The 23,468-nt window shown below is 58.2% G+C and carries 23 protein-coding genes; 10 read left to right on the top strand and 13 right to left on the bottom strand.

What is annotated here, in order from left to right; translation table 11 throughout:
• Positions 1 to 91: 91 nt before the first annotated feature.
• From G5168_RS14185 to G5168_RS14155, 7 genes are all read right to left on the bottom strand, one after another.
• Positions 92 to 763, bottom strand: coding sequence for an NAD(P)H-dependent oxidoreductase (locus G5168_RS14185; RefSeq protein WP_139746547.1), 672 nt, complete (start codon positions 761 to 763; stop codon positions 92 to 94).
• Positions 764 to 918: 155 nt separating this feature from the next.
• A complete protein-coding gene (locus G5168_RS14180) occupies positions 919 to 2,097 on the bottom strand; it encodes an MFS transporter (protein ID WP_421231234.1) in 1,179 nt (392 codons plus the stop codon).
• Positions 2,098 to 2,647: 550 nt separating this feature from the next.
• A complete protein-coding gene (gene dkgB / locus G5168_RS14175) occupies positions 2,648 to 3,451 on the bottom strand; it encodes a 2,5-didehydrogluconate reductase DkgB (protein WP_421231233.1) in 804 nt (267 codons plus the stop codon).
• A 65-nt stretch (positions 3,452 to 3,516) separates the two neighbouring features.
• Positions 3,517 to 3,813, bottom strand: coding sequence for a putative quinol monooxygenase (locus G5168_RS14170; protein ID WP_421231232.1), 297 nt, complete (start codon positions 3,811 to 3,813; stop codon positions 3,517 to 3,519).
• Between the two features lie 210 nt (positions 3,814 to 4,023).
• Positions 4,024 to 4,614, bottom strand: a complete 591-nt coding sequence (locus G5168_RS14165; RefSeq protein WP_082044030.1) for a HEPN domain-containing protein — start codon at positions 4,612 to 4,614, stop codon at positions 4,024 to 4,026.
• Positions 4,615 to 4,879: 265 nt separating this feature from the next.
• Positions 4,880 to 5,242: a VOC family protein gene (locus G5168_RS14160; RefSeq protein ID WP_421231231.1), complete on the bottom strand. Its 363-nt coding sequence runs from the start codon at positions 5,240 to 5,242 to the stop codon at positions 4,880 to 4,882.
• Entirely contained in the window at positions 5,229 to 5,627 is a 399-nt protein-coding gene (locus G5168_RS14155; protein WP_206901596.1) for a DUF6404 family protein, read from the bottom strand. Before G5168_RS14155 ends, G5168_RS14160 begins: the two co-directional genes overlap by 14 nt.
• Before the next feature lie 195 nt (positions 5,628 to 5,822).
• Between G5168_RS14155 and G5168_RS14150 the strand changes: the two genes are divergently transcribed.
• Positions 5,823 to 6,725 (top strand): LysR substrate-binding domain-containing protein, encoded by a 903-nt coding sequence (locus tag G5168_RS14150; RefSeq protein WP_042081961.1) that lies wholly within the window; start codon positions 5,823 to 5,825, stop codon positions 6,723 to 6,725.
• A 170-nt stretch (positions 6,726 to 6,895) separates the two neighbouring features.
• Here G5168_RS14150 and G5168_RS14145 read toward each other — a convergent pair whose 3' ends face one another.
• The 4 genes from G5168_RS14145 to G5168_RS14130 form a co-directional block, all read right to left on the bottom strand.
• A complete protein-coding gene (locus tag G5168_RS14145) occupies positions 6,896 to 7,129 on the bottom strand; it encodes a hypothetical protein (protein ID WP_421231230.1) in 234 nt (77 codons plus the stop codon).
• A 193-nt stretch (positions 7,130 to 7,322) separates the two neighbouring features.
• Positions 7,323 to 9,299 carry a methyl-accepting chemotaxis protein gene (locus G5168_RS14140; protein ID WP_421231229.1) on the bottom strand — a complete coding sequence of 659 codons (1,977 nt, stop codon included), beginning with the start codon at positions 9,297 to 9,299 and terminating at the stop codon, positions 7,323 to 7,325.
• 217 nt (positions 9,300 to 9,516) lie between these two features.
• On the bottom strand, positions 9,517 to 11,019 hold the full coding sequence (gene glpK, locus G5168_RS14135) for a glycerol kinase GlpK (RefSeq protein ID WP_421231228.1): 1,503 nt from the start codon (positions 11,017 to 11,019) through the stop codon (positions 9,517 to 9,519).
• Between the two features lie 54 nt (positions 11,020 to 11,073).
• A complete protein-coding gene (locus tag G5168_RS14130) occupies positions 11,074 to 11,922 on the bottom strand; it encodes an MIP/aquaporin family protein (RefSeq protein WP_005350866.1) in 849 nt (282 codons plus the stop codon).
• A gap of 489 nt (positions 11,923 to 12,411) precedes the next feature.
• On the opposite strand from G5168_RS14130, the gene glpT reads away from it, so the two are divergent.
• The 9 genes from glpT to G5168_RS14085 all read left to right on the top strand — a co-directional run bounded on the left by glpT (position 12,412) and on the right by G5168_RS14085 (position 22,322).
• Positions 12,412 to 13,770 carry a glycerol-3-phosphate transporter gene (glpT, locus tag G5168_RS14125; protein ID WP_005337540.1) on the top strand — a complete coding sequence of 453 codons (1,359 nt, stop codon included), beginning with the start codon at positions 12,412 to 12,414 and terminating at the stop codon, positions 13,768 to 13,770.
• Positions 13,771 to 13,872: 102 nt separating this feature from the next.
• Complete coding sequence (locus G5168_RS14120) at positions 13,873 to 14,631, top strand: DeoR/GlpR family transcriptional regulator (RefSeq protein WP_005347045.1); 759 nt, start codon at positions 13,873 to 13,875, stop codon at positions 14,629 to 14,631.
• 317 nt (positions 14,632 to 14,948) lie between these two features.
• Positions 14,949 to 16,436: a glycerol-3-phosphate dehydrogenase gene (gene glpD, locus G5168_RS14115; RefSeq protein ID WP_216978469.1), complete on the top strand. Its 1,488-nt coding sequence runs from the start codon at positions 14,949 to 14,951 to the stop codon at positions 16,434 to 16,436.
• A 106-nt stretch (positions 16,437 to 16,542) separates the two neighbouring features.
• Positions 16,543 to 17,631 (top strand): glycerophosphodiester phosphodiesterase, encoded by a 1,089-nt coding sequence (glpQ, locus tag G5168_RS14110; RefSeq protein WP_421252366.1) that lies wholly within the window; start codon positions 16,543 to 16,545, stop codon positions 17,629 to 17,631.
• A gap of 218 nt (positions 17,632 to 17,849) precedes the next feature.
• Positions 17,850 to 18,332, top strand: coding sequence for a serine protease inhibitor ecotin (gene eco, locus G5168_RS14105; protein ID WP_005337529.1), 483 nt, complete (start codon positions 17,850 to 17,852; stop codon positions 18,330 to 18,332).
• 297 nt (positions 18,333 to 18,629) lie between these two features.
• Complete coding sequence (maoP, locus tag G5168_RS14100) at positions 18,630 to 19,001, top strand: DUF413 domain-containing protein (protein WP_005337527.1); 372 nt, start codon at positions 18,630 to 18,632, stop codon at positions 18,999 to 19,001.
• Positions 19,001 to 19,873 (top strand): HTH-type transcriptional regulator HdfR, encoded by an 873-nt coding sequence (hdfR, locus tag G5168_RS14095; protein WP_040067774.1) that lies wholly within the window; start codon positions 19,001 to 19,003, stop codon positions 19,871 to 19,873. The genes maoP and hdfR overlap by 1 nt, the downstream gene beginning before the upstream one ends.
• A gap of 171 nt (positions 19,874 to 20,044) precedes the next feature.
• On the top strand, positions 20,045 to 20,986 hold the full coding sequence (locus tag G5168_RS14090) for a hypothetical protein (RefSeq protein ID WP_198303911.1): 942 nt from the start codon (positions 20,045 to 20,047) through the stop codon (positions 20,984 to 20,986).
• 145 nt (positions 20,987 to 21,131) lie between these two features.
• Positions 21,132 to 22,322 (top strand): amino acid aminotransferase, encoded by a 1,191-nt coding sequence (locus G5168_RS14085; RefSeq protein WP_019446765.1) that lies wholly within the window; start codon positions 21,132 to 21,134, stop codon positions 22,320 to 22,322.
• 116 nt (positions 22,323 to 22,438) lie between these two features.
• Here G5168_RS14085 and G5168_RS14080 read toward each other — a convergent pair whose 3' ends face one another.
• Both G5168_RS14080 and G5168_RS14075 read right to left on the bottom strand, forming a co-directional pair.
• Positions 22,439 to 22,942, bottom strand: coding sequence for a DUF2062 domain-containing protein (locus G5168_RS14080; protein ID WP_421252386.1), 504 nt, complete (start codon positions 22,940 to 22,942; stop codon positions 22,439 to 22,441).
• Positions 22,936 to 23,454, bottom strand: coding sequence for a DUF2062 domain-containing protein (locus tag G5168_RS14075; protein WP_005350890.1), 519 nt, complete (start codon positions 23,452 to 23,454; stop codon positions 22,936 to 22,938). The genes G5168_RS14080 and G5168_RS14075 overlap by 7 nt, the downstream gene beginning before the upstream one ends.
• Positions 23,455 to 23,468 lie beyond the last annotated feature (14 nt).

Raw genomic sequence — 23,468 nt, 5'->3', positions numbered from 1 at the left:
CCATAACGACAGAGCGTGAAAAACAGCGAGCGGCCGGGGGCCGCTCGCTGTTTTTGTGCTTTGGGGGGGAGAGTGTCAGCTGCGTCAGCCGTTACTGGTAGCGGCCAACCGCGATGGGGGACTCCTGCTCAATCTGGCCAAGGCGCTCGGCCCACTGGGCGAGCCAGGCTTCCCGCTCTTCTTGCGAGACCCGCACCGGGGCATAACAGATATGGGGGCGCAGCACGTCGAAGCCGACAAATTGCAGGATCCCGCGCTGGATGGGGCGCAGCACCCCGTCGATATCGCCGTTGAAGCCGTCGGGCAGATAGGTTTCGGCAGGGCCGCCGGTGGTGAGGCTCAGCAACGCCCGCTTGCCGCGAAACTTGCCGCTCTCGTAGATATGGCCCTGACCGTAGACCCGCCCCATGGCAAAGACCCGCTCCACCCACCCCTTGAGGATGGCTGGCAGGCCAAACCACCAGAGCGGGAACTGGAAGATCAGCAGATCGGCCGCCTCCAGCTTTTGCATCTCCTGCTCCAGCTGCGGGGCGAAGCTGCCTTGCTCGGTGGCAGCCAGCTCTTCGAGTTGCAGCTTGAGAAAATCGGGATCGCTGGCGGCGGTGAAGTTGCGCCGATCCGAGACGGGATCAAAGCCCATGGCATAGAGATCGCTGGTCATCACTGTGTGACCCGCCTGCTCCAGCGCCCTGATGGCGTGGCAGAAGAGGGCACCGTTGAAGCTTTTGGGTTCGGGATGGGCATAGACAATAAGCACCTTCATAACAGACTCCGTGGCAAATGATGCGAGGGTGACAGGCTTGGTTGCTGAAAAAGTTACTGAAACAGTTGCCGGGTTGGCGCTGTGTCACAGCATAGAAGCCTGCCGCGCCGATTGCAGCAGGCGCCACGCCCTTGCGTGACGCCTGCTGGCGCAGCTTATGCCTGACAGGCTGCGAGCCGGAGGGCTTCGCGGCGCTCGCTGACATGGGTCAGCCCGTAGGCCAGCAGCACGATAAGGGCGCCGATCCAGGGGGTGTGCATCAGGCCGAGGTGTTCTACCACCAAGCCACCGACCACAGATCCCAGCGCGATGCCGACGTTGAAGGCGGCAATATTGAGGCCCGATGCCACATCCACCGCCTTGGGGGTGTGCAGCTCGGCCTGCTTCACCACCAGTACCTGCAGACCCGGCACGTTGCCGAAGGCAAAGGCGCCCCACACCAGCACGGTCAGTACCGCCAGCACCGGATGGGGGGCGGTGAAGGTGAGGGCCAGCAGCACCAGCGCCAGACCGGCAAACAGCAGCTTCAGCGCCGGCAATGGGCCCATCTTGTCGGCCAGCTTGCCACCCCAGATATTGCCGATGGCGACCGATACCCCGTAGACCAGCAGGATCAGGCTCACCGCACCGGCGCTAAAGCCGCTCACCTGCTGCAGGATGGGGGCGAGGAAGGTAAAAGCTGTGAAGGCACCGCCATAACCGAGGGCGGTTTTGGCGTAGACCAGCAGCAGCGGTTTTTTGGTGAGCACCGAGAGCTGTTCGCGGATGGTCGAGGCCGCCCCCTTTGGCAGGTTGCTCGGGATCAGCAGCAGGCTACCCACCATGGCTATGAGGCCGAGCAAGCTTACTACCAGAAAGGTTTCACGCCAGCCAAAGACCTGACCAATCCAGGTGCCGAGCGGTACGCCGGTTACCAGCGCCACGGTAAGGCCGCTGAACATGATGGCGATGGCGCTCGCCGCCTTCTCTTTGGCCACAAGACCCGTGGCGATGGTGCTGCCCACCGAGAAGAAGACTCCGTGCGCCAATCCGGTCAGGATGCGGGCTACAATCAGGCTTTCATAACCGGGGGCCTGCCAGGCCAGCAGGTTGCCGGCGGTAAAGAGTGCCATCAGCCCCACCAGCAGCCACTTGCGCGGCACCTTGCCGGTCAGCGCCGTGAGCACAGGGGCGCCGATGGCCACCCCAAGGGCATAGAGGCTGACCAACAGGCCCGCCGAGGGGAGCGAGACATTGAGCTGCTCGGCGATGGTGGGGATAAGCCCCACGATCACAAATTCGGTAGTGCCTATCGCAAAGGCACTCAGGGTAAGGGCAAATAACGCCAGTGGCATAACAACTCCTTGGTTAGGGACTCCCGACGGGAGAATGGCGCCAGTATGCCGAGACAGTTTGTTGGCAAAAATGATGGTTACATCAAATTACTTTTGCCAAATAAGCAGCAATGGCGATGAGTAGGAGGGGAATGGGAGAGACAAGAGTGGCCGCAAAGAGGGGGGAAGAGAGATGAGATCGAAGTGACTGGAAAGCAGAGTAGAAGCGTGTTGAGCGAGTAGGGTATAAAGAGGAAACGGGGGCGGGGGTAATGTAAGGAGACAGGGTTGGCTGAACCTGCTGTGCGTGGGGGAATGAGCAACGAGTGAGATGAAAGGGCAAAAAAAGCGGGAGGCATTATACCTCCCGATTTTGCTGAAAAATGTCGTTGAGCGTTATTTGCACCCTTCTCCCCTTGTGGGAGAAGGGTTAGGGATGAGGGGGAGGTCGCTTGCCCCCTCACTCTGACCTTCTCCCGTCGGGAGAGGGGATAGTTCGCAGTTGCAATAGGCTCGTGAGAGTTGCCGGTATCCGCCGTCGAAGCAAGAGAGCCCATGTCTCCCTTCCCGTTTAATCCCAATCCGGGGCAAAGTCCGGGTTGGCGCAGCGCTCGCCCCGATCCAACGTGGCGATGGCGGCTATCTCCTCGCTGCTCAAGGTAATATCGAGAGCGGCCAGATTGGCGGTCTGATTCTCCCGCTTGGTGGAGCTCGGGATCACCGCCATATTCTGAGCCAGCAGCCAGGCCAGCGACACTTGGGCCGCCGAGACGCAGTGGCGCTGGCCAATCTCCATCAGCAGCGGCTCGCTCAGCACCTTGCCATAGGCGAGCGGCATATAGGCGGTGACGGCGATACCCTGGGCCTTGCAGAACTCGACCACCTTGCGGTTTTGCAGCAGTGGATGAACCTCGATCTGCTGGTGGGCGATGGCCCCAGGCCCCAAAATCTCGATAGCCTGTTTGAGCTGGGCCACGGTGAAGTTGGAGACCCCGATCTCCCGGGTCAGGCCCCGGGCCTTGGCCTCGGCCAACTGCTCCAGATAGACCGCCATCGGCACTTCATCTTTGGGGGAGGGCCAGTGGATCAGCGTCAGATCCAGATAGTCGGTGCCCAGTTTTTCGCGGCTCACCTCAAGGCTCGGGATCACCTTGCCCGGCCCGAATTCGCTGGTCCACACCTTGGTGGTCAGGTAGATCTCGTGACGGGCAACAGTACTGCGGGTCAGCACGGCGCCGACCTCGGCTTCATTGTCATAGATCTGGGCGGTATCAATATGGCGATAGCCCAGCTCCAGACCGTTGGTCAGGGTGGCAAGCAGCGGCTCGCCCTTCAGGCGGAAAGTGCCCAGACCCATGGGTGGCATATTGATCATCTCGTTCCTCAATGGGGTGGTGGTTGGCCCTTGATGGGCTGAACAGAAACAGGCTCTAGGGCCAATCAGGCGCCCAGTGGCTGATAGCGGCGAATGGTGCTGCTGGCAAACCAGGGCTCGGCCTTGGCGACAAATTCGGTAAAGTGGGGTTGGCCCTGATGGGTGGTGAGGGCCGCTTCGCTCTCCCACACCTCGTAGAGCATCCAGCTGTTTGGATTGTCCAGATCCTGATGCAGCTGATAGCGCTGGCAGCCCGCCTCTTGCAAGGTGGCCGCAATCAGCGGCTCAAGGGCGGCGCGAAACTGGGCGGCGAATTCGGGTTTGGCTTCAAGCTGGGCAATCACAATCACGGGTGATGACATCTGAACCTCCTTGGCAAAAACGAAGGGTCAGTATGCCTGCCGTGACTTGCTGGAAACAGGGCGCTGGTTGCAAAACAGTATTGAGGGGAGAGCAGCAATGGGATCCGATAAATGACACCGACAAAGTCGGTGTCAAGTGATAGTTAGAGCTGTATAGACTTGCGTAGTTATTATGGAATCGCCAAGATACAGCACTTTTTTTTCAGTTGTTTAGCTTGATATCTGATGCTGTCTCTCAAAAACAGAAGCATGGTGCTGATCTATCTTTTCATTGACATAGTTGTCGGTGGCCTTCACCAAGTCTTTTATAAATCTGATTACTTTTTCAAGTTCGTCACGTTTAATCAAATGAGCTGATGGAATTCCTGAGTTTATAGGTTTTGATCGATGGGCTGCATCCCCACGCTTCTTAATCCATTGATTCAATGTTGATCTGGCTTTATCTGGCTCGTAATTTGACCACCGCCACCCTTCAGTGACATCAAACCCTAAATAGTCTTGAAAAATTCGTTTTGTTTTATCGGAGCTAGGGTTGTGGAATGTTTTCAAATCTGTATGAAGTTTTTTTAATATAAAATCACCAAGATAGCTACCTTGAACAATCGCAAGCTTTTTATGCATTTCTTCGACAACACGATCTTCTACATAGGTTTCCCATGCAGTGAGTGCCATTACAAGTCCTGCTCGTTTTAGTACTTCGCTGTTTGGTGGAGGTGGGTTTGCATTTACACTATCAAAATGGGCTAATAACTCTTCAGCATCCTTTATTGCGTATTCAAATCCTTGAATTGCTTTTGACATAATCCCTTCCAGATAAAACGGTATTTAAATATTGTATGGTTGGTATTCAATGTATGGATATGAAAAACATATATACAAGAGCAGCATCATGCTAATAACAAACATTAGCATTGAATGTCGATGATACTTCATTGTTTCCAAAGAATTGCATCGGCAAGATCACAAAACAAGTTATTAATTAGTATTTTTAGATATTTGTAAGAGATCACGGCTGATTATGGATATTGTTGGGGCGCATCGTGTGGATGCTTCTCCCACTAACCCATCACGCACAAGCCGGTTCAGCCCAGACGGCAAACTCATTACCGCTGGGCTCAACGAAGTGGAAACGACGGCCACCGGGAAAATCGAAAAGAGGGCGGTTGATGATGCCTCCGTGTTGGCTCACCTTGGCTTGAGTCGCTTCAATATCCGCGCTGTAGAACACCAGCAGGGCGCCGCCCTGAGCGGTCAGGTTGCACTGATCCGCACGATAGAATCCGCCATCCAGTCCTTCATCGGCAAAGGCACAGTAGTCGGGGCCGTAATCGACAAATTGCCAGCCAAATACGGCCTGAAAGAATGCCTTGGTCGCGGCGAGATCCTTGGCCGCAAACTCCACATAGTTCAATTTTTCATGGGCTTTCATTCAGTTCGTCTCCCTCATCATCAGCATCGCTGGGTTCAGCAAGTTGTTCCCACGGGGTCAGTTTAAGCTGCTTGCGCCGTAGCCAGAGCCAAGATGCCATGGTCAGGCCGCAGAATCCCGCAAACAAGGCTGTTTGGCGCAGGGCAAACAGCGGATCTATCCCCATGGGGTGCCAACTGAAAAACCACATCGCCATGCCCCATACCAGACCAATGCCTACCCCGAATACCAGAACGTTGGTTAGCCAACCTTCATAGTGAGGCGGTTTGACGGGATAACCGAACCTGCGCAGTAGTCTGCACAGCGGTGGATTGTAGTTGGCATGCCATACCCCTTTGTTAGCCAGCTCCTGATGGGCGGCGGCCAGCCGCTCTTCAAATGTCATGGTATTCATCCTTGTGAAATAAGTGGTGTCATACGGTGCTTTTCAGGCTGCATTGTACTGACAAATCGCGGGTATGATGTGGGCTCGCGGTCACGTTCTTTCTCTGTAGAAAAAAAGAACTGGCCTCACCGCACGCTTGCCAATCCACAGCGGCTGCGTCTATAAAGGCCCATTACTCTTGTCCGGATAACAGCAATGAAGACTCATTCTGATGAACTGACCCTGTTTGTGGCGGTGGTGGAGGCGGGCAGTTTTCGCCAGGCGGCGGAGAACCTCGGCATGGACAACTCGGTGGTGAGCCGCGGCATCAAACGGCTGGAGGAGAAGCTCTCCACCGTTTTGCTCAATCGCACCACCCGCCGGGTCAGTCTGACCGAGGAGGGGAGCTGGTTCTATCAGCGGGCGGTGAAGATCCTGACCGAGATGAGTGAGGCGGAGGGGCATCTGCTGATGCGCCGGGAGCAACCAGAGGGGATCTTGCGGGTAGATGCCGCTACCCCCTTTATTCTGCACCGGCTGGTGCCGATCATCGGCGAGTTTCGCCGCCGCTACCCCGCCATCGAGCTACAGCTGCACAGCTCGGAGGGCTTTATCAATCTGATGGAGCGGCGGGTGGACATGGCTATCCGCATCGGCGAGCTGACCGACTCCTCCCTGCGCGCGCTGCCGCTGGGCCGTTCGCGGCTGCGGCTGCTGGCCTCTCCCGCTTATTTGAGCGAGCGCGGCACCCCGCGCCAACCGGCGGATCTGCTGAGCGGTCACGAGCTGCTCGGCTTTTTGCATCCCGATCACCTCAACCACTGGCCGCTGCTAAGTGCCGAGCAGGGGGATCGCTTTGCCATCACCCCCAGCCTGCGTGCCAGCAGCGGTGAAACCTTGCGTCAGCTGGCGCTGGCGGGGCAGGGGATCGTCTGTCTGTCGGATTTCATGACCGGGCCGGATCGGGAGAGCGGCGCGCTGGTGGAGGTGCTGGCCCGCAGCAACAGTGGCGCCTCGCGCCCCATCAATGCGGTCTTCTACTCCGATGCCCAGCGGGATATCCGGCTGCGGGTCTGGCTCGATTTTCTCAAAGAGCAGCTGGGCAGCCATACCCTGTAGTTCAGGTTGGTTTGTGCGGTTTGTTTGAACGGTTCGTCGCTGCGGTTTGCTTAACGAAAAACAAGCGCGCCTTCGTTGCGGTCAATCAGCATTAGCCAGGCGGCAGATACACAGACGGCCGACTTGAGAGTTGGCTACCGGTTCGGGAAGGTGTGTGAGCTGAAGCGCAGTTAGCGGGGTGGTTTGCCCCATACCCGGCTGAGCAAGGCGCCGCCGATCACCGGCGGAATGGCCAGCAGCAGGGTCCACTGCCAGGAGAGGCCGCCGACGGTGGCGGCCAGTACGATGCTGGTGAGCACCACCAGTTGGGCCACCATTATCAGGAAGGTGCCTTCGCGGGGGGTCAGGGTCTCTTTTTGAGTGGCGACGTGAGCTACGGGCGCTTGAGTGGTGGTGGGTTTCATGGCGATATCCCTCTGTTGAGTCTGATATCACTAAGCAATGGCTGTTCCACATTTTTTCATGTTAATAATCAATGTGTTGTGCTCTTGCTCGTCATTCCCGTTCCGAGAGCGCAGGCAAAATGATTTGCAAAATGAAAACGCCACCCTGAGGTGGCGTCTTGGTTATTGAGAAGAGGAGGGGGAAGCGCCGGGCCTAGCCAATCCGGTATTGGCGGATCTGCTCGTCGATGGCTTTGGCCAGTTCGAAAAGTTCGCGGCTGGCGGCATTGCTCTCCTCTGCGTGTTCACGCTGATGCTCGGCCACCATGGCGAGCTCGTCAAGCGCAGCTCTGGCTTGCCCCATCTGTTGATCCTGAGCTTGTGCCAGCGCGCTGATTTCGTTGAGTTCCCTTGCTGTCTGGTTAATTTGGCTGGTGGCATCGACCAGCACCTCTCTGGCTTGATGCATCCGGCTATAGCCCTCTTCGCTCAGGGTGTGGGAGCCTGCCATCGAGCTGCTGGCCTGCCGGGTACCCTCCTGCAGACGCAAGATAAGATCCTGCACGTCCTTGGTGGCGGTCTGGGTGCGCACCGCCAGTTGGCGCACCTCGTCGGCCACCACCGCAAAGCCCCGCCCCATATCCCCTGCCCGGGCAGCCTCGATAGCGGCATTGAGGGCCAGCAGGTTGGTCTGGTTCGAGACATCGCGGATGAGGTTCATGATCTGGGTGATGTTGTTGCTGTCCCTGACCACCTCTTCAAGCAGCGCGGACGAGGTGCCGATGCTGCTGCGCAAAGTATCGAGACGATCGGCACTCTGGATCACATCCTGTTCGACACTGAGCATGTGGTCAGCGATGCGCCGGGTCACGTCGTTGACCCCCTCGGAACGGCTGGCGATCTGCTCGGCATTGCTGCCGATGGCAGCGACTACGTTGGTCAGTTCTTGGATGCTCCTTGCCTGCTGGCACGCTTCTCCCGCCAGTGCCTGCGCCTGATGAAGGGTTTGCGAGGATTGGGCGGAGAGGGCACTCCCCGATTGTTGGAAGCGGGAGAAGCTCTGGTTAAGACTCTGGATCAGCCGGTTGAAGCTCTGGGCCATCTGGCCCAGCTCCGACTCGTCGGAGAAGTCGAGGCGGGTCGCCAGATCCCGATCGGCGGTGATGTGGTGCATGCCATCGGCAGCCTGACGAATCGGGCGACTGATGGAGTGAGCCAACCAGGCGGAGGCCAGCATCGCCAGAGTGCCGATGGCGAGCGACACCATGATGATGAGCTGGCGTGACTCATGTAATCCCTCTTCCAACTCGGCGCTGTTGATCTCGCCAATCAGCAGCCGGTTGAGGGTGGGGATGTAGCGTACAGCAAGAAGGTAGGTTTCTCCCTCCAGCGTCAGTGCCTCAACTGCCACCTGTTCCCCAGCCTTGGGGATAAGCCGTTTGACGGTATCGAGAAAGGATTGTTGATGGTGAGCGGCATCTTTTTGCTCCAGTGCGGGGTGGATCTCGATATTGCCTTCCATGTCCGCCAGATAGACCTGACCGCTCTTGCCGATCCGATAGCTGCTGATGAGCTTGCTCAGGGTGCTCATGTCGATGGAGGTACCGGCCACCGCCAGGGTATTGCCCTCGTGGGTGACGGCGGTGTTGATATAGAGGGAGGCTCGCTGGTTGAAATCGGAGATGTCGAGGTTCAGTTCGTAAGGTTGATTGCGCTGGAGAAAACCGTAAAACCACTCATCTTTCGGGTCTGACTCGCTCAGCGCTTTCTGGGCGGTGGGGCCGTCACTGAAGTTGAGCAAGGTGTTGGTCTGGCGAGGGGCAATAAAGACGTTACCGCCGAGACGTCGTTGCAGAGCCTGAAAGTAGCGCTCCATCTCGGGCCACTCAGCTTCTGGCATGCCAGCGGTCAGCCAGTCGATGACGAAGCTGTTGCTGGCGAGCGCTTGCGCCTCTGTCAGGTGCTGGGTCAGCTGGGCGGTCAGCTGGTTGGCAATGCGGTCCACACTGCTTGGCAGCTCATAGCGTTCGACCCGCTGCTGTGCCTGCGTGTGGGATATCTGCTCGAGGATCAGGGTGATGCAACTGATGGCGATAACCATCAGTATCGCTACGCCGGAGAGGATCCGGGTGCGGATCCCGAGCCCTGACCAGAGTGAGTGCAGTGTAAAACGGTGTATCGCCCTCTCCATATTTCTCTCCTCCATAAAGAAAGGCCGCATATGCGACCCAGATGATGATTATAGATAGAGAACTCAATTGTGTTGTGACGGTTGGTGAGAACAAGATTCACCAGATAAAAACAGGGGGAGCAACGGGAGGGGAGGGCCGGCAAGGGGTAGACAAAAAGAGGCCGACGTGATGGTCGGCCTCCTTGGTGTTTATCTCAACGGAATGTCGGGAGCCCGATCACTCCTCTTCTGCCCAGCGGCGTGAACGTTCCACCGCCTTCTTCCAGCCGTTGTAGCGCTTGGCGCGATCGTCGCGGTCCATCTGCGGGATAAACTCACGGTCCACGCTGAACTTGTCTTCCAGCTCTTCCGAGCTCTTCCAGAAGCCGACGGCGAGGCCAGCCAGGAAGGCAGCGCCCATGGCGGTGGTCTCGATACGGGTCGGACGCACTACCGGGGTGTGCATCATGTCGGCCTGGAACTGCATCAGGAAGTCGTTGGCTACCGCGCCACCGTCGACCTTGAGGGCGGCCAGCTTGATGCCGGAGTCTTGCTGCATCGCATCCAGCACATCGCGGCTCTGATAGGCGATGGATTCCAGCGCGGCACGGATGATGTGGTTGCGGTTGGCGCCACGGGTCAGACCGACCATGGTGCCGCGAGCATACGGATCCCAGTAGGGGGCACCCAGACCGACGAAGGCCGGTACCAGATAGACGCCGTTGGTATCGCCAACCTTGGAAGCGAAGTAGTCAGTATCGCGGGCATCGTGAATGATCTTCAGCTCGTCACGCAGCCACTGGATGGTGGCGCCGCCCATGAATACTGCCCCTTCCAGCGCGTAGTTCACTTCCCCTTTCGGGCCGATGGCGACGGTAGTCAGCAGGCCGTTGCTGGAGCGAACCGGCTCGGTGCCGGTGTTCATCAGCATGAAGCAACCGGTGCCGTAGGTGTTCTTGGCCATCCCTTTTTCAAAGCAGAGCTGGCCAAACAGGGCAGACTGCTGGTCACCGGCAATACCGGCGATGGGGATGCGGGAGCCGCCGCCACGGGTGGTGTAGCCGTACACTTCGGAAGAGGGTTTCACTTCCGGCAACATGGACATGGGGATGCCCAGCTCGTCCAGCATCTTCTCGTCCCACTTCAGCTCGCGGATGTTGTAGAGCATGGTACGGGAGGCGTTGGTCGGGTCGGTGACGTGCACTTCGCCATTGGTCATCTTCCAGACCAGCCAGGTGTCGATGGTGCCGAACAGCAGCTCGCCGTTCATTGCCTTCTCGCGGGCACCTTCCACGTTATCGAGGATCCACTTCACCTTGGTACCGGAGAAGTAGGCATCCAGCACCAGACCGGTGTTCTCGCGAACGTACTCTTCCAGACCGCGTGCTTTCAGCTCCTCGCAGATGGCGGCGGTACGGCGGCACTGCCAGACGATGGCGTTGTAGATGGGCTTGCCGGTGGCCTTTTCCCATACCACTGTGGTTTCACGCTGGTTGGTGATACCGATGGCGGCGATCTCTTCGCTGCGAAGGCCAGTCTTGGCCAGCACTTCGGTAAAGACAGAGGATTGGGTCGCCCAGATCTCCATCGGGTCGTGCTCTACCCAGCCCGCTTTCGGGTAGTGCTGGGTGAATTCGCGCTGGGAGGTACCGACAATATTGGCATCCTGATCAAACACGATGGCGCGGGAAGAGGTGGTTCCCTGGTCCAGAGCGACGACATATTTCTTTTCAGCAGACATGATGTTCTCCACGTTTCTATTTTCCACGTTTTTATACGTTGGAGGGGGCCGCTCTTATGCGGCAGCCTCTTCTTTGGCGGTTTGGGTAGCTTGCTCGGTGGTGACGACACGGTTGCCCGGGACGCAGGGAGCCAGCACTTTGACATACAGAGCGGTACCAATCTGGGCGCCAACGATGGGGCCAAGGATCGGAACCCAGAAGTAGGGGTTGTCACGACCACCGGTCAGGGCAACATCACCCCAGCCAGCAAAGAACGCGAACAGTTTCGGACCAAAGTCACGGGCCGGGTTCATGGCAAAACCGGTTAACGGGCCAAGGGAGGCACCGATCACCGCGATCAGGATACCGATCAGCAGGGCGGCAGCGAAACCCTTGGGGGCGCCGTTGTTGTTGTCACCCAGCGCCATGATGCCCAGCATCAGGACGGCGGTGATCACCAGCTCGACGGCAAAAGCTTGCATGTTGGTCAGCAGGGCATTGGGGTAGGTGGAGAAGATCCCGGCGGTGCCGAGGCTCTCGACACTGCCGCGCACCACGTTATGGGTCACTTCCCATTGGGTGAAAAGGTTACCATAAAGGAAGTAGACAAGGGCCGCGAAGCAGAAGGCACCGGCCATCTGGGCGATGATGTAGGGCACCACCTTGCGCTTGTCGAACCCGCAGAAGGTCATCAGCGCCAGGGTGACGGCCGGGTTCAGGTGGGCACCTGAAATACCGCCGGTCACATAGATGGCGATGGCCACGCCCAGACCCCAGGTAATGGAAATTTCCCACTGCCCGAAGTTGGCGCCTGCCAGCACCAGTGCGGCCACACATCCGACACCGAAAAATATCAGCAGGCCGGTTCCGATAAACTCGGCGATGCATTCGCCAAGCAGGGTATTGGGTCTTTGTATGCTCATACTTTTATTCCTTATATCCACCCGTAGAGGTTTGATGTTCCGTTCTATCTTTTTGTGTCTATCCGTTGCTGCCGAAAACGTTTCCTTGTTGTTTTTGCGTCTTGCGCAAACGTTATGCTCGTTTGCGCTCGTTATCGGTCGTGACAGAAAATAACCCTTCCCGCTAATTTCACCATCCCCCCTCCATAGGAAATGTGGACAAGATCCCACTCATTGCTAAGAAAATGTGACGTAAAGCATCTTGATAACAGCCACTTACCACTTAGGGGGTAGCTTGCAACCCTTGCCACACAAGGGCTGGCGCTTGCTGAGCAATTTCTCATTTGGAGCTTTTATTTGTAATAAAACTGCAATATTTGAGCATGCATCACAGATTAAATGAGCGCATATGAGCACAATTGGCTCGCTTGCGAATCGGTGGACTCACATGATTCGTTGGAATGGTCAGGGCATCCTCAACCGCCCATAACAACAATAAGGAAGCAGAACATGCTTAGTCTCTTCAGGCCTGCGGCGCACATCGACAGGCTCCCGGCTGACAAGGTCGACCCCTTCTACAAACGCATGCGTTGGCAGGTGTTTTTCGGGATCTTCTTCGGTTACGCCGGCTACTATCTGGTACGGAAAAACTTCAGTCTGGCGATGCCCTATCTGATCGAGCAGGGCTTTTCCCGTGGTGATCTCGGTTTCGCGCTCTCCGGGGTCTCCATTGCCTATGGTCTCTCCAAATTTCTGATGGGGAACGTCTCTGACCGTTCCAACGCCCGTTACTTCCTCTCCGCCGGTCTGCTGCTCTCGGCTGCCATCATGTTCATGATGGGTACCATGCACTGGGCCACCTCCAGCATTGCCATCATGTTTGTGCTGTTGTTCCTGAACGGTTGGGCACAGGGAATGGGCTGGCCGCCCTGCGGTCGCACCATGGTGCATTGGTGGTCACAGAAAGAGCGCGGCGAAGTGGTTGCGGTCTGGAACGTGGCGCACAACGTGGGTGGCGGCATGATTGGCCCGCTGTTTATCCTCGGGATGGGTTGGTTCAACGACTGGCGCAGTGCCTTCTATGTGCCTGCGGCAGCGGCGGCCGCCATCGCAGTGATCGCCTTCTTCGTGATGCGTGATACCCCGCAATCGGTCGGTCTGCCTCCTATCGAGGAGTACAAGAACGACTATCCGAAGGATTACAACGAGAGCCACGAGCAGGAGTTCTCCGCCAAGGAGATCTTCGTCAAGTACGTGCTGCACAACAAACTGCTGTGGTATATCGCGATCGCCAACGCCTTCGTTTACCTCATTCGTTACGGTGTGCTGGACTGGGCGCCAACCTACCTGAAAGAGGCCAAGCACTTCACCGTCGACAACTCCTCCTGGGCTTACTTCCTCTACGAGTGGGCCGGTATTCCGGGCACCCTGCTGTGTGGCTGGATCTCTGACAAGATGTTCCAGGGCCGCCGAGCCCCGGCCGGTATCCTGTTCATGGTGCTGGTGACCCTGGCTGTGCTGGTTTACTGGTTCAACCCGGCCGGCAACCCGACCATCGACATGATGGCGCTGGTGGCTATCGGCTTCCTGATCTACGGCCCTGTCATGCTGATCGGCCTCTATGCTCTTGAGCTGGCACCGAAGAAAGCAGCCGGTACTGCGGCAGGTTTCACCGGTCTGTTCGGTTATCTGGGCGGCGCCGTGGCAGCCAACGCCATGCTGGGTTATACCGTTGACCACTTCGGTTGGGATGGCGGCTTCATGGTGCTGACCGTCTCCTGTGTGCTCTCCATCATCCTGCTGGCGATGACCCTCAAGCATGAGAACATTGCCGTTGCGGCCAAGAAAGCGGCTGCCCATAAGGCATAAAACGTGATCCTCAGCTTATTGATCCCAAAGGGGATCAGGTAAACTGCCAAAAGGCCCCGCATCTGCCGGGGCCTTTTTTTGTCTCATCATCGGAGTGCAAGCGTGAAGCAAACCCAACGACATCTGGAGATCCTAGACGTCCTGACGCGGCAGGGATTTGTCTCGACCGACGATCTGGTGACCCACTTTGACGTCAGCCCCCAGACCATTCGCCGGGATCTGAACGATCTCGCCGAACAGAACAAGATCCGGCGCCATCATGGCGGTGCCTCCCTGCATTCGAGTACCGTCAATACCGCCTACAGCGCCCGTAAAGTGATGCAACTCAAGGAGAAAGAGCGCATCGCCCGCGAGGTCGCGGCCAATATTCCCGACGGCTCATCGCTCTTTATCGACATAGGTACCACCACCGAAGCCATTGCCCGCGCCCTGCTCGATCACCGTGAGCTGCGCATCGTCACCAACAACCTCAACGTGGCCAGCATTTTGACGGCAAAGGATGACTTCACCGTCATCATCGCCGGTGGCGAGATCCGCAACCGCGATGGCGGCATCGTGGGGGAGGCGACCCGCGACTTTATCGGTCAGTTTCGCATGGACTATGGCGTCATCGGGATTTCGGGGATCGACAACGACGGCTCCCTGCTCGATTTCGACTATCACGAGGTGAAGATTGCCCAGGCCATCATCGCTCACTCCCGTCAGGTGTTCCTGGCCGCCGACCACACCAAGTTCGGTCGCAATGCCATGGTCAATCTGGGCAATCTCAGCCAGATCCACGCCCTCTTTACCGATCAGGAGCCACCGGAAAAGCTGACGCGATTGATGGCGCAACACCAGATCGCCTGCCACATCTGCTGACGGCGAAACACGCCAAGGCTGTGCCGGTCGCCCGTCAGGGCGGCCTCTTTTCTCTTTCTCTCCCCCATCTCTGCACCCATCTCACCCCTTTATAGGTATTGCAAAAACCACTATTCAATCTGGTTTTTTTGGCTATTAACCCGCCGATTTTGGCCCGACGCCATTTGCTCCGCTGACCTGTCCCCTTTGCCACCTCTGGCGGGCTGTAGCGATCACACTTTCATCATAAAATGTTCGTTTGTTGTATTTTCATGTTCTAAAATGAGCGAAATCAAACATTGCTGTTATAGCAATCATAAAAATGAAAGTAGGTGAACATGAGCGAACATTATGATCTGGTCGTCGTCGGTGGCGGCATCAACGGGGTCGGCATCGCAGCCGATGCGGCAGGACGGGGTCTGAAGGTTGCCCTGTTTGAGGCGCAAGATCTCGCCTCTGCCACCTCGTCCAACTCCAGCAAGCTGATCCACGGCGGTTTGCGCTATCTCGAGCATTACGAATTCCGGCTGGTGAAAGAGGCGTTGGCGGAGCGTGAGGTGCTGCTCGGTATGGCGCCCCACATCGCGCGTCCCATGCGTTTTCGCCTGCCGCACCGTCCACACCTGCGTCCGGCCTGGATGATCCGTGCCGGTCTGTTCCTCTATGACAATCTGGCCAAGCGCGACAAGCTCAAGGGGAGCTGCGGCGTGCGCTTTCTGCCGCAAGATGGCTTGACCGCGGGGATCAACAAGGGATTTGAATACTCGGACGCCTGGGTCGACGACGCCCGGCTGGTGGTGCTCAATGCCATGATGGCCCGTGACAAGGGGGCCGACGTGCAGACCCGCACCCGTTGCATCAAGGCGGTGCGCGGTTCCAAACACTGGACGCTCACTTTGGAGCGGGAAGGGGGCGAGCAGTTCACCGTCACCTGCCGTGGTCTGGTCAATGCCGCGGGCCCCTGGGTCAAGACCTTCTACGACGAGAGCCTGCACGAGAAATCCCCCCGCGGCATTCGCCTTATTAAAGGCAGCCACATGATAGTGCCGCGCATCCACGAGCGCGAAGAGGCCTATATCCTGCAAAACGAAGATAACCGTATCGTCTTCGTCATCCCTTATCAGCAGGACTACTCCCTTATCGGCACCACGGATGTGGAGCACCACGGCAGCCCGCGGGAAGCGAAGATCAGCGAGGCTGAAATTACCTACCTGTGCAAGGTGGTCAACGCCCACTTCACTCGCCAAATTGCGCCGCAAGATGTGATCTGGACCTATGCCGGGGTGCGTCCGCTCTGTGATGACGAGTCAGACTCGCCGCAAGCGGTGACTCGTGACTACACCCTCGAACTGTCTGGCGAGTCTGACGGTGCGCCGCTCTTGTCGGTGTTTGGCGGCAAGCTCACCACCTATCGCAAGCTGGCGCAGGCCGCCTGCAACAAGCTCAAGCCCTGGTTTAGCCAGATGGGGGATGACTGGACGGCGACCAGCCGGCTGCCAGGTGGCGAGTTTGACTGCTCGGTACGCGAGCTGGCCCGCGCCTTTGCGCTGGAGTTTGACTGGCTCGATGATCGCAGCGCCCTGCGCATTGCCGAGGCCTATGGTGCCCATGCCCGGCTCTGGCTCAAGGAGCCCCGTGGCCAGCACTTTGGTGCCGGACTATACGAATCTGAGGTGCGCTACCTTATCGAGCGGGAGTGGGCCTGTTCACTGGACGATATCCTCTGGCGCCGCAGCAAGCTGGGGCTGCGCCTGAACGACTCAGAGCAGCAGATGCTGCAGATCTGGCTCGACCAATACCATCAGGCTCTGCGCAAGGCGAGCTGATGAGTGACGGTAGGCAGTGCGCTGCTGCCTACCGCTTTCCACCGTAAATATGCAACAAACCTCTGATAGAACAATTACCTACACACAATAATAAAGAGCATCACATATGAAAATACTCGCCGTTTCCCTCATCGCCTTGAGCCTTGGGGCATCCCTCTCATTACCCGTGTTGGCTGCCGATGAAGGCAAGGTGGTGATCGCCCACCGTGGCGCTTCCGGCTACCTGCCCGAGCATACCCTGGAGTCCAAGGCGCTGGCCTATGGCATGGGGGCCGACTATCTGGAGCAGGATCTGGTCATGACCAAGGATGACCAGCTGGTGGTGATGCACGATCACTTCCTCGATGGCATCACCGATGTGGCGGTGCGCTTCCCCGGTCGTGCCCGTCCGGACGGCCGTTATTATGTGGTGGATTTCACCCTGGACGAGGTGCGCTCCCTGCGCATGACCGAGCCGTTCCAGCTGGTGGATGGCAAGCAGGTGCCGGTCTATCCGGCGCGCTTCCCGCTCTGGAAGTCAGACTTCAAGATTCATACCTTCCAGGAGGAGATCGAGATGATCCAGGGGCTCAACAAGAGCACTGGCAAAAACATCGGGATCTACCCGGAGATCAAGGCACCCTGGCTGTTCCGCCACGAAGGCAAGGATATCTCCAAGGCGGTGCTGAAGGTGCTCAAGGAGTACGGCTACACCGGGAAGGATGACAAGGTCTATCTGCAGTGCTTCGATGCCGATGAACTCAAGCGCATTAACAGCGAACTGATGCCCGCCATGGGTATGGATCTGAAACTGGTGCAGCTGATGGCCGAGACCGACTGGAACGAGACCATGGTTTACGATGCCAAGGGTAAGGCGACCCCCTACAACTATGACTGGATGTTCAAGCCGGGAGCGATGAAAACCATCGCCAGCTATGCCGAAGGGATTGGCCCTTGGAAGCCGATGATCGTTACCGAACCGGGCACTTTGGGCAAGCCGGTCTTCACCGGCATGGTAAAAGAAGCCCACGCGGCGGGCCTGAAAGTTCACCCCTATACCTTCCGTCAGGATGAGGGGCAGATCCCGGCCTATGCCAAGGACTTCACCGATCTCCTTAACATCTTCCTCTATCAGGCCGATGTGGATGGGGTGTTCAGCGACTTCCCCGACAAGGCGGTCGCCGTCATCAAGGCCCATCAAGAGGCGACCAAATAGCACTCTGGCGCCATTTGAATGCAAAGCGAGGCTAATTAGCCTCGCTTTTTGTTTCAGGTTCCCGTAACGGGAGTGTGCGCCCTGTCAGAAAATAGCCAGATCACGTCATGGTGTGCCGGATCTGCATCATTTTACGCAGTTTTTACGTAGCAGATCGCTGGCATGAAATCGGCAGAGCGGTTAGTCTAGCGGCGTTGAACCAACCCCATGAGGTACAGATGAAAACCGTATTGCGTTTTAGCCTGCTGGGCGCCTTGTTGCTGGGTGGCCATGCCTTCGCCGCCGAGCCGAAAAAATTTGATATCAGCATGTTCCCAGCCGCTGACGTGAATCAGGAACGTGTGGTGATCCGCCTGCCTGAAGTCGAAAAAGAAGCCGACATGATGGTCGAGCTGCAGGTCGGCAAAAAGATGATGGTTGATTGCAACGTACCGCGTTTTGCAGGCAACCTGGAACAGCACAGCGTCAAAGGCTGGGGCTACAACTACCTGAAACTGGGCAAGGTCTCCGACCCCATCAGCACCCTGATGATGTGCCCGGATAACCAGCAGAAAGAGACCTTCGTCCAGATCTACGGTCAGGGCTTCTTCGTGAACTACAATTCAAAACTGCCGTTCGTGATCTACGTGCCGCAGGAGTATGAAGTGCGCTACCGTCTGTGGCGTGCCGACAACCTGGCTCAACCGGCCATGATTGAGTAAGCATGTTTGAACCAAGGGTTCAGCTGGTTCACCTGATGTGACAAATAAAGCGCCGTATGGCGCTTTATTTTTGCCTGCGTAACCCAAAAAGTGACGTGTAAATGGGTTGCACATTTACATAAGTTTATTATTTATCAACGTTTTTTGCGTGTTATGCCACAAAATCGGCGTCAGCGATGGGGCAAACTGACTTCGATAAAAGATATTTATTAACATAGTGAGAAAATTGATTTTGCACTCGGCGATGGCCTGATGATACTTGCCCGCAAAGGTCAAACTAACCAGAAAAAGAGCACTATGAGCTTCGAATCAGACAAGCGTTTCAACGACTTCAAACATTTTCCCCGTGGCCTGCGTCGCAGTGGCGAATTCACTGTGGCCGAAGCGGACAGTCTGGAAAAGTATGGTACCGCCATGCTGGCACTCTACCAGGGCAACCTTGCACCCCGTGACGATGTCGAGTCCGCCTTCGTCGAGCAGGTCAAATCCGGCGCAGCCGGTGCCAACCCCCATGCCAAGGTGTGGTTCAAATACCTCAAGGTGATCGGTCCCAAGCGCGTTCATCGCCTCTGCACCGTCGTTGGCGGCGCCAGCGAAGAGAGTAGCGGTGGCGGCAGCTTTGATGTCGGTGGTGGCAGCGGTGGTGGCAGTGACGAGTCCATCGATTAATGGATACCGAGCTGCTTCGGACCTTTATCGAGGTGAGCAAGACCCGGCACTTTGGCCGGGCTGCTGAAAATCTCTACCTGACCCAGTCGGCGGTGAGTTTCCGGATCCGCCAGCTAGAGCAGCAACTGGGTGTCAGTCTGTTTGCCCGTCATCGCAACAATATCCGTTTGACCGCATCCGGTGAGCGTCTGCTGCCTTACGCAGACGCCATCTTGCACACCCTTGGTCGTGCCAAGCAGGATGTGGCGCTCTCGCCAGGATTCAGCCAGCAGTTGGCTATCGGCGCGCCCGCGGTGTTCTGGGAGCTCGATTTCAACGACTGGCTCAATCACATCTATGCGCTGGCGCCCGGTTTGGCGGTGCGGCTGGAAACAGCCTCCCGCGAGCACCTCTGCCGCCAGTTGCTGGAGCGCTCCCTCGATCTGGCCCTGCTCTCCGAGCCCACCAAGATCGACGAGATTGCCCTGCATCCCATCGGTGAGCTGGTGTTCGAGCTGGTGAGCCGGGATCCGGCCGCCAATGCCGACAACCTGATGCAGATGCCGCACATCCACCTCGACTGGGGCACCAGCTTCGAGCCGCAACCCAGCCGCTTGCAGAGCCTGCAAAAGACCCCGGTGCTGCACTCCAGTTCCGCCAGCATGGCGTTGCAGTTCGTGCTGGCCAACGGTGGTGCTGCCTACCTGCCACGGCGGATGGTCAGCCCCTTCCTCGAGAAGGGGACGCTCCATCTGGTGGAGGGGGGCCAGCCGCTGAGCCGTCCGCTCTATCTCGCCTATCTGGAGAAATCCGATCGCCGGGAGCTGATCGATCAGCTTCTGACCCTGCCACTGGGTTGGCACGATGCCGAGCTGCGCCTCAACGTCGAATAAGCGTCGAGTGTTATCCAAGGAAGAGCCCACCCCACGGTGGGCTCTTCAGTTTGGGGAAAATTGCAGGGAGCGGGGTCACGTAATTGGCGCGGGAGGCTTGGCGTCATCGGCCTGTAACGGTACCTTTTCAGGCTGTTTATCCGATTGAGCACTGACAGGGATGGATTGTAATTGATCGACTTTAGTCACCCCGAATGGCGGGCACTGGCGCAGCAGTTGCTGAGCCACTCACCTGTGGTGATCCGTGGCCGCCAGTGGCAACCGCTGGTGGGCCTGCTCAAGGATAACCAGCTGCTGCTCGCCCATGGCAGCCACAGCTATGAGCTCACCCCGGCCGGACGGCGCTATCTCACCCGCGAGCTGATGCTGGCCGAGATCGCCACCGCGCCCCCCGAGCCAGAGGAGTGGTTGCATGCTCAGGGCTGGCAATTGGGGGAGCAGGTCAACGAACGGGTGCTGGCGGCGCTCTATCGCAAGAGCGAAGTGAACTTCACCCCCAACGAGCAGATCGATTTCGAGGACAAGGGGATCCGGCTCTGTGCCGATCAGCTGTTGCGCTTGCGCGCTGCCCAGCCGTTCAGCCTCTTTTTTAGCGGCGGCACCCTGATCGACGCTGCCCCCTGGTTGCAGGCGCTGGGGGAGGTGGCCCTACCCGAGCGCACCCTGGCGGGTCTTGGCAAGATCCTGTGGGGGGAGGGGAGTATCGAGCGGGTGATCACCACAGATAGCGTCGGCGCCTTTGCCGAGTTGCCCCTTGATGCTGGCACCTTGCTGGTGTGGGCACCCCCATCGGCTCCTCTAGCCTTGCAGCAGGTGGTGGCCGCCTTGCCCCCCAATGTGTTGTGGAGTCATCTCACCGCCCTCGACCCTGCAGGGGTGGATCGGCTGCAGGCGCTGGCCCAGCGCTTGGGCCGTCCGGCCAGCTGGTGGTTGCCCCGTGATCTGGCCCCCATTCTCAGCGCGTATGCCCAACCTTTGACTGAGGCTAGGCCGTGGGAACCGAGCCGGATCCCCAAGCCATTGTTAGCAGTTTGTAGCGGTTTGGTTGAGTCCAATGGTGGCTTGTCGGCCGAGGTGTGTGCGCTGGCGCCAGCGTGGCATGCCGTTGGTTGAAATTGGCCTGAAAGCGAGCCAAAAAGCGGTTTTCCCTCATTGAACGCGGTGATATAAAGAGTTGACGAAGCGCTCGCCAGATGAGCGCTTTTGTTTATCAAGCCGCTTTGCCACCCAACGAACTCAACGGAATACAGGGAATACCATGTTTGAAAAGGTTGTTGCCGCCCCAGCGGATCCGATCCTGGGCCTGACCGAAGCCTTCCGCGCTGACTCTCGCAGCCACAAGATCAATCTGGGCGTAGGGATCTACAAGGACGAGTCCGGTGCCACCCCCATTCTTCACTGCGTCAAGAAAGCCGAGCAGAAGCTGCTGACCGACGAGAAGACCAAGAACTACCTCGGTATTGAAGGCAATATCGAATATGGCCGCATCGTGCAGCAACTGCTGTTCGGGCAGCACTCTGCGCTGGTTGCCAGTGGCCGCGCCAAGACCGCGCAAGCGCCGGGCGGTACCGGTGCCCTGCGTATCGCGGCCGAATTCGTGGTGCGCAACGGTCTGGCCAAGACCATCTGGATCTCCGATCCCACCTGGGCCAACCACGTCAGCGTGTTCCAGGCCGCCGGTCTGACCGTCAAGTGGTACAAGTACTACGACGCCGCCACCAAGGGACTCGACTTTGCCGCCATGCAGGCCTCGCTGGCCGAAGTGCAGCCGGGTGAGCTGGTGCTGCTGCACGGTTGCTGTCACAACCCGACCGGTATCGACCCCACTAGCGATCAGTGGCGCGCGCTGGCCAAGCAGAGTGCTGCTGCCGGCTGGTTGCCGCTGTTTGACTTCGCCTATCAGGGTTTTGCCCGTGGTATCGAAGAGGATGCCGAAGGCCTGCGTATCTTCGCCGAGTGCCATGACGAGCTGCTGGTGGCGAGCTCTTTCTCCAAGAACTTCGGCCTTTACAACGAGCGGGTCGGCGCCTTCACGCTGGTCAGCGCGACCAAGGAGATCGCCGATGTGGCCTTCACTCAGGTCAAGACCGTGATCCGTGCCAACTACTCCAACCCGCCGTCACACGGTGCCGCCGTGGTCACCGCCGTGGTGAGCGATCCGGCTCTCTATGCCGAGTGGGTCGAAGAAGTGGCCGCCATGCGGGTGCGTATTCGCGAGATGCGCGAGCTGCTGGTAGAGAAGCTGGCTGCCCTCGGCGTGAGCCAGGATTTCAGCTTTATCCGCGAGCAGAACGGCATGTTCTCCTTCTCCGGTCTCACCAAGGAGCAGGTGGAGCGCCTCAAGAGCGAATTTGCCATCTATATCGTCGGCTCAGGCCGGATCAGCGTAGCCGGTATTACCCGCGCCAATATCGATCCCCTCTGCGAGGCCATTGCCAAGGTGCTGTAATCGCATCGCCTGATGCTCTGGCACTATGCAGCACCATGCCATGAAAAAGCCCGTCACCTTGGTGACGGGCTTTTTTGATCGCCAACGGCTGATCGCCAAACAACCGCAAGGGGGATTCAGTGGTGGCGGGCACCTTGCCACAGCTTGCGCAGTTGCAACAGCAGCGCGGTCAGGGCGCCGCCGCTCAGGGCGGTGAGTACCGCCAGCAGCAGGCTGCCGAGCAGGAAGGGGGGCACCAGAGTGGCCGCCTCCTGCTCCAGCCAGTGGAGGGTCCAGCTGAGGTGGAAAGGCTCCGGCGTCTGGTGCAGTACCAGACAACCGGTGCGATAGGCGTAGAGATACATGAACGGCAGGGTCAGCGGATTGTTGAACCAGACCGCCAGCAGTGTCAGCGGCAGGTTGAGGCTGAATGCCAGCGCCAGACCGACTGCGATAAGCGAGTGCATCGGGATGGGGAACCAGCAGGCGAAGATCCCGGCCGCCACCGCGCCACTCAGGGCGCGGGTGCCCCCTTGCCAGAGGGCTGGGGCAAGCAGTCGCTCACCAAACAGGGCAAACCACTTCTGCTGGCGCAGGGTATCGGGATCTAGCTTGAAGCGGGCAAACCAGCGACTCAGCATGGGCGGGCCATCTTGCGTTTTTGCCACTGGCGCACCGTGCTGATCCGCCAGAAGGTGCGGATCAGGGTGTAACCGATAAGGGAGCTGAGCAGGGCCAGGATCAGCGAGCCCAGCAACAGCGGCGGTGCCACTGTGCCCAGTACCGAGACCAGCCACTCCCAAGTGAATTCAATCTCTATCTGCTGCGCCGAATGTCCCAGCAACTGGCAACCCACCAGATAGGCGCCATAGAGCAGGGGCGGCATGGTAAAGGGGTTGGAGAGCCAGACCAGCGCCACCGAGAGCGGCAGATTGACCCGGCACAGGATGGCGCCACCGGCGGCCAACAGCATCTGGCAGGGGAGCGGCACCCAGGCCATGAAGAGGCCCACCGCAAATGCCCCGGCGGCCGAGCGGCGGTTGAGGTGCCAGAGGTTGGCATCGAGCAGCAGTTTGCCGAACAGCCGCAGGTGCTTGTGTTCTTTCAGGGTTTGCTGATCGGGCATCCAGCGTTTAATGAGTCGTTTGGGCATATTGAAACCTTGCT

This window comes from Aeromonas sp. 600724, assembly GCF_049175135.1.
Lineage (GTDB): Bacteria > Pseudomonadota > Gammaproteobacteria > Enterobacterales > Aeromonadaceae > Aeromonas > Aeromonas veronii_A.
Note: the sequence above shows the minus strand (reverse complement) of the source record. Positions and strands in the feature narration are given on the sequence as shown.

Coding starts and splice junctions, on each gene's coding strand:
- G5168_RS14185 (WP_139746547.1), bottom strand. CDS start 763: ATGAAGGTGCTTATTGTCTATGCCCATCCCGAACCCAAAAGCTTCAAC.
- G5168_RS14180 (WP_421231234.1), bottom strand. CDS start 2,097: ATGCCACTGGCGTTATTTGCCCTTACCCTGAGTGCCTTTGCGATAGGC.
- dkgB (WP_421231233.1), bottom strand. CDS start 3,451: ATGATCAATATGCCACCCATGGGTCTGGGCACTTTCCGCCTGAAGGGC.
- G5168_RS14170 (WP_421231232.1), bottom strand. CDS start 3,813: ATGTCATCACCCGTGATTGTGATTGCCCAGCTTGAAGCCAAACCCGAA.
- G5168_RS14165 (WP_082044030.1), bottom strand. CDS start 4,614: ATGTCAAAAGCAATTCAAGGATTTGAATACGCAATAAAGGATGCTGAA.
- G5168_RS14160 (WP_421231231.1), bottom strand. CDS start 5,242: ATGAAAGCCCATGAAAAATTGAACTATGTGGAGTTTGCGGCCAAGGAT.
- G5168_RS14155 (WP_206901596.1), bottom strand. CDS start 5,627: ATGACATTTGAAGAGCGGCTGGCCGCCGCCCATCAGGAGCTGGCTAAC.
- G5168_RS14150 (WP_042081961.1), top strand. CDS start 5,823: ATGAAGACTCATTCTGATGAACTGACCCTGTTTGTGGCGGTGGTGGAG.
- G5168_RS14145 (WP_421231230.1), bottom strand. CDS start 7,129: ATGAAACCCACCACCACTCAAGCGCCCGTAGCTCACGTCGCCACTCAA.
- G5168_RS14140 (WP_421231229.1), bottom strand. CDS start 9,299: ATGGAGAGGGCGATACACCGTTTTACACTGCACTCACTCTGGTCAGGG.
- glpK (WP_421231228.1), bottom strand. CDS start 11,019: ATGTCTGCTGAAAAGAAATATGTCGTCGCTCTGGACCAGGGAACCACC.
- G5168_RS14130 (WP_005350866.1), bottom strand. CDS start 11,922: ATGAGCATACAAAGACCCAATACCCTGCTTGGCGAATGCATCGCCGAG.
- glpT (WP_005337540.1), top strand. CDS start 12,412: ATGCTTAGTCTCTTCAGGCCTGCGGCGCACATCGACAGGCTCCCGGCT.
- glpD (WP_216978469.1), top strand. CDS start 14,949: ATGAGCGAACATTATGATCTGGTCGTCGTCGGTGGCGGCATCAACGGG.
- glpQ (WP_421252366.1), top strand. CDS start 16,543: ATGAAAATACTCGCCGTTTCCCTCATCGCCTTGAGCCTTGGGGCATCC.
- eco (WP_005337529.1), top strand. CDS start 17,850: ATGAAAACCGTATTGCGTTTTAGCCTGCTGGGCGCCTTGTTGCTGGGT.
- maoP (WP_005337527.1), top strand. CDS start 18,630: ATGAGCTTCGAATCAGACAAGCGTTTCAACGACTTCAAACATTTTCCC.
- hdfR (WP_040067774.1), top strand. CDS start 19,001: ATGGATACCGAGCTGCTTCGGACCTTTATCGAGGTGAGCAAGACCCGG.
- G5168_RS14085 (WP_019446765.1), top strand. CDS start 21,132: ATGTTTGAAAAGGTTGTTGCCGCCCCAGCGGATCCGATCCTGGGCCTG.
- G5168_RS14080 (WP_421252386.1), bottom strand. CDS start 22,942: ATGCTGAGTCGCTGGTTTGCCCGCTTCAAGCTAGATCCCGATACCCTG.
- G5168_RS14075 (WP_005350890.1), bottom strand. CDS start 23,454: ATGCCCAAACGACTCATTAAACGCTGGATGCCCGATCAGCAAACCCTG.